This is a genomic window from Peribacillus sp. B2I2 (assembly GCF_041261685.1).
GTDB lineage: Bacteria > Bacillota > Bacilli > Bacillales > DSM-1321 > Peribacillus.
This window is the reverse complement of sequence record NZ_JBGCCB010000001.1, coordinates 429,877-443,415: the sequence shown is the minus strand read 5'-3', so window position 1 is coordinate 443,415 and position 13,539 is coordinate 429,877. Positions and strand designations below refer to the sequence as shown.

Sequence of the window (13,539 nt, the reverse complement as noted above, 5' to 3'; positions counted from 1 at the left end):
AGTTTTTTTCTGTCTGGAGTTAAACATTAAAAAGAACCAGCATGATAGCCGGATCCTTATTTTTCATACTGATAGGATTCAGAGATTTCGAGCAGTTGCCCACAGGACTCGACAACCTCAATGATTTCCATCCACGACATGTCCAGTCCCAGTTCATTTGCATGGGAAATCTTATCCCGTAATTTCCGGATGGCATTCGCATCCTTCTTCCCTTTACTTTTCGAAGGGATTTGGAAGAAGCACCTCAATTCTTCATCCTTATGTATGATATCGAATTTATCACTGATTTGCAGGCACTCTATTAAATTGATATCCTCATTTTTATCGATTCTCCTCCTATATAATTCGGTTGCCTTTTCTAAACGGTCTTCGCTGATCATTGGATGCCAGCTTCCGTCGCCGAATCTATCCATGATGATATCGCTCATCCTCATTTCCAATAAGGTAATGTATCCGAATATCAGCATCCTGATTGGAGGCTTTTGAAGGTCGGCATGGGTAATCAACTTTTTAATTGAATTATTCTCTAATACGAAGACCCTTGTTTTATTCTTGAAAATATGGAGCAGCTGGATTAAAGGGGTTGAATCCGAAACCATTTCCCTTGGTGAAAAGTTTCTCAAATATTCCGAAATGCTCCCTTCACCCAGTTCTTCCCTTTCGATATATCCGATGATTTCCCCTTGATCTTGCACTGCCAATATATCAAAATTCTTTTTTTCCAATGCTTTCCGAATATCCAGCGCCAGATCGTTTGTATGGCAAAACTCAAGCTCCTGGGCTATGCTCTTAACCGTGATATTTTCTTCATAAAGAGTTTTAAGACTAAGATAGCTGCTATTGCTTTTTCTTTGGCTTCCATTTAACATCTTTCACCCTCCGCTCAGGAACACTTTCTGCACGATTTTCCGCTTTAAAATTATTGACCGATATAATGCATACGGCCCCCACAAATAAAGTCCACCCAAGTGGACTTTATCCCATTCATGTGGATCTTTTTGGTACCATTAATCAAAAGCCTTCCACTGCATTACCTGCTGCCGTTTCCTCATTCCCCTCTTCATTCCAAGCCTTGCAAACATCCACCCAATCCTTTGCTCCTGAATATTCAAATAATTCCGTGGGTGTAAGTTCTATTGCAGAGTTCGTACTGCCGCATGCCGGGAACAATGACTCAAAGCGCTTCATTGATACATCAAGAAAAACAGCTAGATCGTTAGCCAGACCAAACGGACAAACTCCTCCGATGGCATGGCCGGTCTGCTCAAACACTTCCTCGGGTGACAGCATCCGTGCCTTGAAACCGAACATCTGCCGAAATTTCTTATTATCCACTTTTGCGTCCCCAGCCGCTACAACCAAAATCGCATCATCACCTTCCCCCCTAAAGGAAAGAGTTTTAGCGATCCTCGCTGGGATAACGCCGATGGTTTCTGCAGCCTCACTCACCGTAGCGCTCGATGTTTCGAACTCCATTACATCGCCTTCCCGATCCCATTGTTTAAAATGGCTTTTGACAATCGCGATAGACATATTATATTCACTCCTTTGAAGTACATATAAAAATAATATCATCCTTCATTGCCATAAATCAAAATCCTATGGATGCTTGAAAACCTATAAATTAAAACCATTCTTTACAAATTGACGAAACAAGCTTACTTGGGATACTATTAATCATCGGGCAAACGCCTATACGTGGTTCGTAACCATCCCACGATAAAAAACTAGGGAGAGAGTAAAATGAATGTTCGTACACTCGTGATAAACGGGTTATTGGCTGCCTTGTATGTGGCGGTCTCATTGGTGTTTAAACCAATAGCTTTTGAGATGTTCCAATTTCGTGTACCGGAAATGTTGAACCATCTTATTGTATTCAATAAAAAATATATCTATGGTATTGTCGGCGGCGTCTTCATATCGAATCTGCTCTTTTCACCGATGGTTCCATATGATTTAATTTTTGGGGTGGGGCAATCCGTACTCGCCTTGCTGCTTGTCATTTTTGTTTCGCGGTTCATAAAAGGCATTAAAGGGCGGATGATCGCCACGATCATCTTTTTCACGTTCACAATGTTTTTAATTGCCATTGAACTGAACCTTGCCTTTGGCTTACCATTCTGGTTAAGCTGGATGACCACGGCTGTCGGTGAATTCGTTGTCCTCTTGATTGGCGCGCCAATCATTTATGGAATGAACAAAAGAATTCAGTTTGAAAAGTGGCTTTAAAGGAATCTTCGCTTCATGAACCCACTATAATGTAAAAGAGCTGTCTGCATCATGCGACAGCTCTTTTTTCACCAATTAACTTAAAAATGATAAACTATTAGTCAGAATGGTGGTGACCCTTTGAAAAAAGTCCTGACCTTAACCGGTCTACTGGTAATTGCATTATTTATTTTTTCAAATGCAGAATTATTTACTTTGATTTGGAAAAGTGACTTGGATTCAGTTATTAGCATATTGAAGGAAAACCTTTTGCTCACTTTTATTGTGACATTCGTATTGATGTTTGTCCAAAATTCATTTACAATCATCCCCTTAATTTTGCTTCTGACTATCAATGTCACGATATTCGGATTCATATATGGCTACCTATGGAGTTGGTTTACAAGTGTCGTTGCTTCAGGATTCATTTTTTATGCTGCAAGAAATTGGTTTCAGGAACTTCTCTTAAAGAAGATGGGGGGGAAATGGCAAAAAACTGTTGTGGAGCATGGCTTCATGTACGTGTTTACAGGCAGGATTTTCCCACTTATCCCAACAAGTTTAATTAACTTGGCTGCTGGAGTCAGCACCGTCACTTTCAAGGATTTTTTATTAGCGACGGCACTTGGCAACCTGATATACTTTTTCTTTCTATCGTTAATTCCATATGGACTCCTATCTGTTGAAATGAACCAATACACGCTAGTTGCACTCGCACTCCTCTTCTTATTATTTTTCATTATCTATAAGCGTGCAAAAAAGAAAAAGAACCTAACCTTATTCAGAAAAAATAGGTGACCCACATTGGTCCCTGTTTTTTTATTTAGGATTCTGCATATATTTTTTTCCGATAGTTTGTTAAAATGTGTATGTAATTTTACCTTTGAAATGTCTTAAAATCAGGGAGAATCTCCATGTCCAAACGCTCCATCTTAGCAATATATATCCTATCCGGGATTCTTACACTAGTCGTGTTCGACTTTTTTTTAACTACAAATATCCATAACAAAGAGGTCTTCATTCAACTTCAGAGAGTGGAAGGCATTGTTTTCCTTTTATCAATAGGCTTGATCTTATTTCTTTATTTAGCTAAAAGGGAAGAATTCAAACAATTAAAAGAAGCGGAACAACGCCGGCGCACACTCATCAATTCAATGGTGGATTTCGTTAACTTCAAGGATGGTGATGGCCGATGGCTTGAGTCCAATACCTTCGGGCTACAATTATTTCAGTTGGAGCATGTAGATTATAAGGGAAAAAAAGACAGCGAACTCGCAGAATACTCCGAATTTTATAAAGAGTCGTTGATCTACTGTGAAGGTTCCGATGAAGAAACGTGGGTAAAAGGGGAAATTACAAGGTGTGAGGAAATCATCCCTCTTCCCGACGGCAATCACAAGACCTTTGATACGATCAAAGTTCCCCTGTTCAATGAGGATGGTTCACGAAAAGGCTTAGTAGTCATCGGCAGGGATATTTCTGAAAGGGTTGTCGCTGAGAATCAATTATTCGATAGTGAACAACGTTATAAATCATTGTTTGAACACAACCCTTATCCGATGCTGATGCTTGATTTAAATGGAATGATCACGACCGTAAATCCAAGGTTTGAAACGGTAACAGGCTTTCAACAGGAAGAAATACATGGAGCCTCATTCATTAAATTGAACTTTACTACAGAAGATGCGGAACTGATCCGTACATCTTGCCAATATGTCATCGAAAACCATAAGGGGATTAAGAAAGGGAAAGATATAGAATTCCTAACGAAGTACGGGAAGTCCATCTTACTTTCTTGTACGTTTGTCCCGATGATGGTTGGCGAGGATTTGGTCGGGATCATCACTTATGCTAAAGAAGTCACTCAAATTCGAGAAACCGAAGCACGCTTAAGAAGAACAGAAAAATTGTCGATAGTCGGCGAACTTGCCGCAAGTGTAGCCCACGAAGTACGAAACCCGTTGACTTCTTTAAAGGGTTTTGTCCAGCTACTTAAAAAGAGCGACCATCCCTATGAACAATACTACACGATTATGTTAAGTGAATTGGACCGGATCAATCTTATTGTAAGCGAGTTACTCGTTCTGGCAAAACCACAGGAACTTCCATTCAGCAAGCATCAAATCATTGAACTGATGAATGATGTCAAAACCTTGTTGAAACCAGAGGCGGACTCGTACCCCACCCAAATATCAATTTCTGTAAAAAACGAAATACCGCTTCTATTATGTGAGGGAAACCAATTAAAACAAGTATTCATAAACATGCTCAAGAATTCAATGGAGGCATCCGCCGATCACATTTGGATTGATTTTGAGCGCAAGGACAATAACCTTTCCATTACCATCAAAGATAATGGAAGCGGAATAGAAAAAAAACGGTTAAAGCATCTTGGAGAACCTTTCTATTCCTCTAAAGAAAAAGGAACAGGGTTAGGATTGACAGTCAGCTGCCGAATCATTGAGGCGCATCGGGGAAAGGTCCACTTTAACAGCGAACCAAACCATGGAACCGAGGTCCAAATCCTTTTGCCCATATAAATATAAATCAGAGGACAAGCCTTAATCTTGTCCTTTTTTTTGCGATTCAGAACCATCCCTTGATAAAATTAAAATAGAGAGGTGAAGAAATCCTTGATTTTCCCCCAGAATGACACGGACTCATCAGGTTGGTTCCCAAGTATTCTCGGACCTCCAATCTTATTGGAAGTAACTGTATCCTCTTTTCCAGCTGTACTCATTTGCGTTGCCTCAACTTCCGCCTCTTTTGTTTTGATATCATCTACGGTTTCTTCCTCATCCATCTCCAAATCCATATCCTTTTCGAAAACAAGGACATAAGTACGGCGTTCCCCATCCTTTGAAACTGTAACTGAAATGGCCGTCTTCTCTTTATCTTTGATCTTCACTTTTTTACTGCTCTCACCGTCATATTCAATCTTGGCTCCGCTAGCACTTGTCGTTGCATTCATTTCGACTGAAGCAATATCATTATCGACCTCGATATGATATGTATGCTCATTCGAATCAAAAGGTTTGTTCCATACTCCGGATGATACTGTCACATTGTTCAACACTGGGGCGTTATTGCCTTCTTGACTTAAAGAATCGGTTGACGGTACCTTCTCTACAGAATCCGTTTTCGGTTTCTGTGTTGAAATACTTTCAAGCTGCTGTGCTTTCGGTACTTGGCTGCCACTGCTTGGTTTTTGGATTATTGGAGGATTCAGCAGTAAAAGTTAAAGATGATTTATTCCCCTTGTCGGAGGAAGGCAGAGCCTCACTTGCTCCTTTTGTGGGCTCCTTTTGAACTTCATCATCTTTAGGGGCATCTTTATCCTTCGATTCAGTTATCTTGGCTGCGGCCCGTGTAATCGTGAGCGTATATGTTTTTTCATCTCCATTTTCCGCTGTAACGATAATCCTCACTGTCGTCCTACCGATTGGAAGGGTAACCTTTACACCTGCGCTGGTTGCATCCTTTCCATTCACCTTTACTTTTGCGGTACTGTCACTCAATGTCGGGGCCACCGTAACGGACTTGACTTCATTTTCAACTGAAGCATTATAAGCTGTCACATTAGAATCGAATGTTAACGAGCCTTTTGATAATCCAATCGAAGTTAAAAGGTTATCATCACTTTCAAGTTTTTCGATCTTGACGGTATATGCAACCGTTTCATTTATTCCATCACTCACGGTGATTTCAAAAGTATTCATGCCAGTTTGAAGAGTTAAGTCCTTCACCTCACCATTTGTCAGTTTGACGCCATTCACATATATGGCTGCATTCTCATTGTGACTCTCTGCAATCAAGGTAATCTTTTCCACATCATTCCCCACTGTTGAACTATAGTCGTGTACACTCTCTGAAAATTTTTGATCCAGTGCCAAACCTTCTATTTCTAACTTTGAAAGACTATTTACCGTTTGGGCCTCTTCCTGCAGAACAGAAGGACCCTCCGCAGCCTCTACCACGGGCATATAAGTGGATGCTCCCATCCCCACAAGGGAACCAACCAAAATCACCTTCACACTTTTTTCTTTTAGCCCCTTATTTAGCAAAGCCTATCCCCCCCTATAATTCCTGTAAACATGATAGGGTCAGGTTACCAAATAAATCTTAATTATTTCTTAATGGGGTATATAGCTTGATTCTTTAGGTAAAAACTGAAGGGGTTACATACCAATTTTTACCACCAATTGTTTTAATGGCTATTATGGTGGAAGCCAGACCAATCTAACCTTATTGTTATCACTTTTCTTGCGAACCTCTTAAACTGCCTTTAGATAACTAATTTATTTTCACTGTTTTTTCACATTTTCCTTTTATAATAAGCTTACATAACCTGATGAAAGGGTGATGGCACACCACGATGAAAAATTATTTATGGCTGGTATTCAGCCTATTCAGTTTGCTTTTATATCCGGCAATGGCTTCTGGTCATGCTACTGTAATAAGCTCTAATCCCAGCCCGAATGAAGCGATGGATACTCTTCCTGAAAAGATCAGCATTCAATTCAGTGAAAATATACAACCAGCTTTCCATTCGCTTGAGGTATTCAGCCAAGATGGGGATAAAATTAAAATTCAAGACAGTACAATCTCGGAACAAAGTGAAAAAATACTGGTAGCTAAGTGGAAAGGCACTATCGATGAAGGGATTTACTACATAAAATGGAGAGTGGTTTCTAGTGATGGTCACCCCATTGAAGGGACAATTCCCTTTCAATTCGGAGATTCAGCGGGTCTATCAGACCAAGAAAATTCCGATGTGAATGCAGGTTTTCCGAATTTCATCAACGTTTTCCTGCAAAGTCTTCAATACATATGCTTCGCAGCCCTAACCGGAATCCTTTTTTTCCAATTATCGTTAATGAAGGATTCCCGCCTTTTTGAAGCCAGCCGAAGAGCCAGTCTATACCTTTGGCTTTCATATGCAGGTTTAGCATTTTCCATTTTCTTCAGTCTGCCTTTAAAGGTGACGATTGACGCTGGCGTAGGTTGGACCGATGCATTTAATGTGAGTTATATAAAAGAAGTATTGAATGCTACAAACTTTGGAACCATCTGGATCGTTGAAATTCTAATGTTGCTTCTTCTGTTTTTAGTGATTTATTTCATGCTCGAAAACTCACTGATTAAATCACTCCCTTTCCTTACTATCATAATAATAGCCGGCTTGATGGTTTGTAAGGCTTTAACTGGACATACGGCAGCCGTCCCTAATCAGGTTCTGGCCGTTTTGATGGACTTCCTCCATTTATTGTCCATGGCTTTATGGCTCGGCGGACTTATGGCCTTATTGGTGATTTTACCTGGGCTTGCTGATCGGCAGCCAGTCCAAGAAGATAAGAAAACATATTACTGGTCAATCATTCAAAGGTTTTCCAGATGGTCGTTCCTGTTTGTAATCATACTGATTGTTAGCGGGATATATAGCAGCTTACAGCATGTGCCGACTATCCATTCATTGATAAACACGACATATGGACAATTGTTACTTGCGAAAATTGGTCTCATGTTGGTCATGATCGTTTTCGGGGGCTTTCATTTTCTCAGAGGGAAAAAGCAAACGAAAAAACTTGGTTATAGTGTGGGAATGGAGTTTGGTTTAGGAATCATCATACTTCTCGTTGCAGCTCTATTGACAAATGTCCAAACTGCCATGTCTTCTCCCGGGCCAATAGAGAAAACCTTACAGACTGACGAAAATAATGAGGTCACATTAATGGTGACTCCCAATGAAGTTGGGGATAACCTAATTCAAGTAGATCTATCCAATGGCGGCAAGCCGATTGCTGAAATAGAACAGCTTACAATCACCATGCAGCCAGTCGATACGCCAGGCGGTGAAATAAAGCTGCAAATGCAGGAAAAAAATAAAGGTACATTTACATCAAAGTCTATATTAACCATGCCAGGAAAGTGGAATATCCATGTTCACGGATTAACCGAAAGCCTGGATTCAATCAATGTTGATTTTACAATTTTAATAGGGAATTCATAACAGGAGGGATTTATAAAAATGAAAAACATTTCAAAGCTACTTATATCCACATTTGCTGCATTATTCATTTTCTCCGGTTCGGCGAATGCACACGTTACAGTCAAACCTAGTTCATCTGCACCTGAGGCATGGGAAACTTATACACTCAAAGTGCCCGTTGAAAAAGAAACTGCCACTACAAAGGTGACTTTAAAAGTACCTGAAGGGATTACTTTTGAAAGCTATCAGCCTGTACCAGGATGGAAAGTGACAACCGAAGGTGACAAAGATGGGCATGTAAAAACGGTAACTTGGGCAGCAACTGATGCAGGAATATCCGCTGGACAATTCCAGCAGTTCTCATTCGTTGCCCAAAATCCCAAAGAAGAAACGAATGTGGCCTGGGATGCATTTCAATATTACGAAGATGGTGAAATTGTCGAATGGAGTGGTGATGGAGGCTCAGAACTCCCGCATTCTGTAACGGAAATTTCAGTTGCGCCAAAGGCAGATGCAGAATCTACGGACCATGGTCACAAAGATGCAGCTGACACTAATGATTCCAAGACAACTGACAATTCAAAGGATTCCGTAACAACAGAAGATGATAGCAATCAAACGCTAATCATCACTCTGGCTGTCATATCACTAATTCTTTCCATTGTAGCGCTTTTTGCAGCTCTAAGGAAAAACAAAAAATAATCATTACATGATGGAAGGTGCCCCATATTTCTCCCGGGGCACCTTTTTTCACTTCTAATATTCCATGACCACCGATTTACTCGGTAACTTAAGGTTTTCTGATTCTATGGTAATCTTAATGGATTTTTCAATTCTTTGTTCCCCTATCGTTAAGTTAAGCATTCCATTTCCCTGTGCTTTTTTGCTGATTCCCAGATCTTCGGTATTTTTCACTAACTGTGCGTATAATTCCGCTTCAGTTAACTTACGGTCAAACTCCTTTTCAGCAATCACTTTCAAGAGCGCTGCTGCACCGCTTACATGAGGCGTAGCCATTGACGTTCCGCTCAGCCTCGCATACTTATTCCCTGGATACGTAGAGAGAATATCGACCCCTGGCGCCACCAAGTCAATCTCATCATTTGTATTTGAAAAATCCGCTAAATTCCTGCTTAAATCCACAGCTCCGACTTCCACTACTTCGGGATATGCTCCTGGATAATCCAATTCATCCGTTTCATGTCGCCCATCACCACTATTTCCAGCTGCGCAAACAACAAGGATATCGTTCTGAAGGGCCTTTTGAATGAGTTTATGTTCAGCCTCATCCGGAGGACCGCCAAGTGAAAGTGAAATAACTGAAACCTTTTCTTCATTAGGTCCCCGCCAATTGATGGCATACTCTAAAGCTCCATTAATCCAATCTATTTCGCCTTGTCCCTGACCATTTAATGCCTTTAACGCTAATATGCTTGCTTTCGGAGCCACTCCCACTACACCAGCATTATTAATGGCAGCCAAAACCGTACCGCTCACGTGTGTCCCATGTCCGTTATCATCTTGAAAATCCCCGGTATTGGTAAAATCCTTTCCACCGATGATTCTTTCTTTGAGGTCTGGATGTCCCTTATCAATGCCTGTATCGATGACGGCAATTACCACGCCCTCACCATAATTGCTTTTTTCCCAAATTGCAGGGGCTTTCACAAGCTCAACACCCTCAGGAATCTTCTCTTTCACCGCATCCATTACTTCTAGAACTTTGTAAGGTATTAATCTTTTTTCTCTTGTCATTTGATTACCCCTTCCTTCGTTCAAAGTTAAACTGCCATCAGTGTGGGGATTTGCATCCCGTCTGGCTGCCGTCTACCGTTGAAAGAGATGAGATCAAAAAACTCTTCTCTCTTATATATACCAGATTTTTGAAAATAAAAAAGAAGTTTTCCGAAAATTCGGTCTAAATAACTACTTTTTATTTCTTTTTCAGTTACTATCTGGTACTCTTATTATAGAACAAATGTTCCTGTATTTCCACATTTTTTTAATTATTGCACAATTTCATTTCTCAACTTAGCGCTTGTTCAAATAAAAAAAGAAGCGACTCTTAATCGAGTCAGCTTCCATGAATGTTAAGCTGCACCGCAGCATTTTTTGTATTTTTTCCCGCTTCCGCATGGACAAGGTTCGTTTCTTCCGATTACCGGTTCCGTATGGACATGCGGCATTTTAGCTGCCTTCGCACTTTCCATGATAATTTGCGTGCCTTTTTCCTTCATTTGCTGATAGCGCTGTTTAAATAACTCCATTACATCTTTACTGTACTTTAACGTATCTTCCGCGATATCCATTGCCTTTTGCTTGGAAATATTATAATCCTCCAGGGCAAATTGATTATCCCTGAAAGAAACCCTCACTCCAAAATGCTGTCCTGCCTGTTTATTGCTCTTGAGCTCCTCTACGAATTCAAGGTATACTTCCTGGCAATCACAAGTCTGATGCATGCAATAATAATCATATATCCAATATGTTTTATCTTCATACTTACTCTTTAATGCAATTCCATCCTCAACGCCAAAAACATCCAAATATTTAATCGCTTTTCCATCGAGTATCTCAAATGGATCAATCGTCCTCATCTATAGACACATCCTAATTCATCAAAATTTATTCTTCCTATGTATTGTACAACCTAATTCATCAATCGTCACTTGAAACGAAGTCTGCCTAGGACAAATCCCATTCGTTAAAACAGATATAAGAAATCTTATTGAAGGCAAAAAAAACAGTTGCAGCAGTGTGTTTGCACTGCTGCAACTGCCCCCTTAATTTTTCATCCGATCCATGTGGTCAATTCATCAATCGGTGTTTTCTTAGCAGGTTTCGGCTCCATGTCAGGATAGCCCAAATATATGAAGGCCAATACTTCTCCCTTTGAGGATAATTTGAAAAATTCCCGGACCTTTTCATGATATGTTATTTTCCCCGTTCTCCATACTGCACCCAAACCTAGGGAATGTGCAGCTAGAAGCATGTTTTGGATGGCACTGTTCACTGCCGCATATTCCTCTGAAACGAGGACATTATTCTTATCACTAGGCTCTATGCCCACTGCGATGATGACTGGAGCCCTTAAGGGATTCTTTTTTTGTCTTTCGAGCTTGCTGATTAGACTTTCCGGAGTATCATCAGCATTTTCGATTCTTGTTATTTCTTCGAAGACCTGCCCAAGTTTATTTCTTCCTTCTCCTGTCAATACAAAAAAGCGCCAAGGCTCCGTTCGGTGATGATTAGGTGCATATGTTCCAGCTTCGATGATTTGTTCGATCATTTCTTTCGGTATCGGATCTTGCTTAACGATTCCAATGCTTCTTCTCGTTTTTATAGCCTCGATAGTTTCCACGTTATCTCCCCTTATCCCTTTATCTCCAATAGTTTCTGTTTCAGTTCATTTTCCATTGACGCCAATTCCTGCTCGGCTTGTCGGCGTTTATGCCTGCCTTCTTCCTGAATCCGCATGGTTTCCTCAAGCGTGGAAATCAAGTTGGCTTGAGTATTTTTTAATGTTTCGATATCGACAAGTCCCCGCTCATTTTCTTTAGCCGTTTCAATGGTATTCGTTTTCAGCATCTCAGAGTTCTTCAGTAACAAGTCATTTGTAGTCTTGGAAACCTGCTTTTGCGCTTCTACAGCATGCCTTTGCCTGATTAGGGTCAGTGCAATCGCAACCTGATTTTTCCAAAGAGGAATGGCCGTCATGATTGAAGATTGTATTTTCTCGACTAGTGCCTGATTCGTGTTTTGAATCAGCCTGATTTGCGGTGCGCTTTGAATCGTGATTTCACGACTCAATTTCAAATCATGAAGCCTTTTATCCAACCGTTCAGCAAATTGGCGCATATCATTGACTTCTTGAAACTTCATTTGATCATTGCTTAATTCAGCGGACTTCCTTAGCTCCGGAATCGTTTTCTCATGGATTTCTTCGAGTTTTATTTCCCCTGCTGCAATATAGACATTCAACGCCTGAAAATATTCCTTATTCGTTTCATATAGCTTTTCAAGGATTACGATATCCGATAACAGGATATTCTTGCTCCGATCTAGTTTTACACTGATTCGATCAATCTGGGCCCCAGTTTTCTGATACTTGGAGAGCACCTCCTGTACAGATCCCGAGAGCTTCCCGAACATACGCGCAAAAAAAGAGGGCTTATCCGGTTTAAGCTCATCCGGACTCAGCTCGTTTAACTTCTTCATTAAATCACTGATAATGTTGCCTACTTCACCCACATCTTTTTTCTGGACATGCTCAAGCATGGAATTAGAAAAGGTCAAGAGTTTTGATTGGGCGGGTGTACCATAGGATATCATTGCCTGATGATTCGTTGGGTCGATTTGTTCGGCAAGCTGATAAGCCTTTGCCCTGTTCTCTTCAGGAATGACATCAATCAGTTTTACTGGTTTCGTTTCCTGGGAAGATACTTTCTCCAGCTCCTGCACCCCATCAAATGGATTGGCTAAAAGATCATCGATCAAACTGGCATTATTCGTTTTATTCAACAGGTTTGGATCATTGTTATTCATTTTAACCTCCTGCTTTCATCAATTACTTGTGACTCTTTTCCAGTGTTAATGGATTGCTTAGCAACATCCAATTCGAAGTTAAGGTTATCGATATCATCGGCAATCACTTTATATAAATCTTTTTCTATCGTTTTAGTGAGTTCCTTTAAGGTTTTACGAGTTTCCGTTAAGGAAAGTTCGAGTTCCTTATTCTTTTTTGGCTGCTGTGATAAAAAAACATATTTCTCTGCGAGTTCCGTAGCCGAATCCAGATGCGAGTAATAAAATTGCTCCGCCTGGTAAAACCGCTTCGGTTCTTTTTTCGTCAGACTATATATTTTCCTGATCATTTTAATCATATCCTTCCTCTGTTTAAAAGAAGAGATATGCCTGACCGAGATGAGTGCCTTTTGCACCCGCCATATCTTTGGTTTTGCCTCAATTAAATTTTTCTTTATATATTGGTATTCTTTTCTCGTCAATTCATGTTTTTTTAGGAATCGCGAGGAAAAATAAACGGAACTTAGCCAGTATGCAAGCACCCCTCCTGCTAAAGATATGACAACAGACAGGACAAACGGTTGATTCAATACGAAATAGCTAATCAACCAAACCGGAAAAACCATTGGAAATGCAATCAATATCGGAACAGTATCAGCAAGAAATCGATTCATTATCATTACACTCCTGACTTACACTCTTTTCTATATATACGGATTATCATTGAGATTGGTTTCAAGATGGATAAAAGAATTTCTCCTATCCTAAACGATATAGGAACAGGATGGTTTCTGCAAATTTATTGAAATTTTTTCTGC

At 40.3% G+C, this 13,539-nt stretch carries 13 protein-coding genes, 1 pseudogene and 1 riboswitch; of the genes and pseudogenes, 5 read left to right on the top strand and 9 right to left on the bottom strand.

The window, feature by feature from the left end; genetic code table 11:
* Window positions 1-56: 56 nt before the first annotated feature.
* Window positions 57-869, bottom strand: a complete 813-nt coding sequence (locus tag ABIE66_RS02205) for a hypothetical protein (RefSeq protein WP_289323517.1) — start codon at window positions 867-869, stop codon at window positions 57-59.
* Window positions 870-1,011: 142 nt separating this feature from the next.
* Window positions 1,012-1,533, bottom strand: a complete 522-nt coding sequence (locus ABIE66_RS02200; RefSeq protein ID WP_370013719.1) for a YbaK/EbsC family protein — start codon at window positions 1,531-1,533, stop codon at window positions 1,012-1,014.
* A 159-nt stretch (window positions 1,534-1,692) separates the two neighbouring features.
* Window positions 1,693-1,737, top strand: a riboswitch (PreQ1 riboswitch).
* Window positions 1,738-1,743: 6 nt separating this feature from the next.
* Between ABIE66_RS02200 and ABIE66_RS02195 the strand changes: the two genes are divergently transcribed.
* From ABIE66_RS02195 to ABIE66_RS02185, 3 genes are all read left to right on the top strand, one after another.
* Window positions 1,744-2,229, top strand: coding sequence for a QueT transporter family protein (locus ABIE66_RS02195; protein ID WP_289323515.1), 486 nt, complete (start codon window positions 1,744-1,746; stop codon window positions 2,227-2,229).
* A 120-nt stretch (window positions 2,230-2,349) separates the two neighbouring features.
* A complete protein-coding gene (locus tag ABIE66_RS02190) occupies window positions 2,350-3,006 on the top strand; it encodes a TVP38/TMEM64 family protein (RefSeq protein WP_370013718.1) in 657 nt (218 codons plus the stop codon).
* Between the two features lie 116 nt (window positions 3,007-3,122).
* Complete coding sequence (locus tag ABIE66_RS02185) at window positions 3,123-4,748, top strand: PAS domain S-box protein (RefSeq protein ID WP_370013717.1); 1,626 nt, start codon at window positions 3,123-3,125, stop codon at window positions 4,746-4,748.
* Window positions 4,749-4,816: 68 nt separating this feature from the next.
* Here the strand turns inward: ABIE66_RS02185 and ABIE66_RS02180 are convergent, their stop codons facing one another.
* Both ABIE66_RS02180 and ABIE66_RS02175 read right to left on the bottom strand, forming a co-directional pair.
* Window positions 4,817-5,272: a cadherin-like beta sandwich domain-containing protein gene (locus ABIE66_RS02180; RefSeq protein WP_370016965.1), complete on the bottom strand. Its 456-nt coding sequence runs from the start codon at window positions 5,270-5,272 to the stop codon at window positions 4,817-4,819.
* Between the two features lie 100 nt (window positions 5,273-5,372).
* Entirely contained in the window at window positions 5,373-6,272 is a 900-nt protein-coding gene (locus ABIE66_RS02175) for a cadherin-like beta sandwich domain-containing protein (protein WP_370013716.1), read from the bottom strand.
* A 311-nt stretch (window positions 6,273-6,583) separates the two neighbouring features.
* Here ABIE66_RS02175 and ABIE66_RS02170 point away from each other — a divergent pair, with 311 nt between their 5' ends.
* Window positions 6,584-8,218 (top strand): copper resistance CopC/CopD family protein, encoded by a 1,635-nt coding sequence (locus ABIE66_RS02170; protein WP_370013715.1) that lies wholly within the window; start codon window positions 6,584-6,586, stop codon window positions 8,216-8,218.
* 18 nt (window positions 8,219-8,236) lie between these two features.
* Window positions 8,237-8,899 (top strand): YcnI family copper-binding membrane protein, encoded by a 663-nt coding sequence (locus tag ABIE66_RS02165; RefSeq protein ID WP_370013714.1) that lies wholly within the window; start codon window positions 8,237-8,239, stop codon window positions 8,897-8,899.
* Between the two features lie 54 nt (window positions 8,900-8,953).
* On the opposite strand, the gene ABIE66_RS02160 is transcribed toward ABIE66_RS02165, so the two are convergent.
* The 5 genes and pseudogenes from ABIE66_RS02160 to ABIE66_RS02140 all read right to left on the bottom strand — a co-directional run bounded on the left by ABIE66_RS02160 (window position 8,954) and on the right by ABIE66_RS02140 (window position 13,395).
* Entirely contained in the window at window positions 8,954-9,952 is a 999-nt protein-coding gene (locus tag ABIE66_RS02160; RefSeq protein WP_289323509.1) for a S8 family peptidase, read from the bottom strand.
* A gap of 335 nt (window positions 9,953-10,287) precedes the next feature.
* Window positions 10,288-10,365 (bottom strand): annotated as a pseudogene (locus ABIE66_RS02155) (SEC-C metal-binding domain-containing protein); the annotation flags it as partial.
* 623 nt (window positions 10,366-10,988) lie between these two features.
* Window positions 10,989-11,558, bottom strand: coding sequence for a nitroreductase family protein (locus ABIE66_RS02150; protein ID WP_289323507.1), 570 nt, complete (start codon window positions 11,556-11,558; stop codon window positions 10,989-10,991).
* A gap of 11 nt (window positions 11,559-11,569) precedes the next feature.
* The gene (locus tag ABIE66_RS02145) at window positions 11,570-12,742 is read right to left on the bottom strand and encodes a toxic anion resistance protein (RefSeq protein WP_370013713.1); all 1,173 of its coding nucleotides are present in this window, start codon (window positions 12,740-12,742) and stop codon (window positions 11,570-11,572) included.
* Window positions 12,739-13,395 carry a 5-bromo-4-chloroindolyl phosphate hydrolysis family protein gene (locus tag ABIE66_RS02140; protein ID WP_289323506.1) on the bottom strand — a complete coding sequence of 219 codons (657 nt, stop codon included), beginning with the start codon at window positions 13,393-13,395 and terminating at the stop codon, window positions 12,739-12,741. The genes ABIE66_RS02145 and ABIE66_RS02140 overlap by 4 nt, the downstream gene beginning before the upstream one ends.
* Window positions 13,396-13,539: the final 144 nt, after the last annotated feature.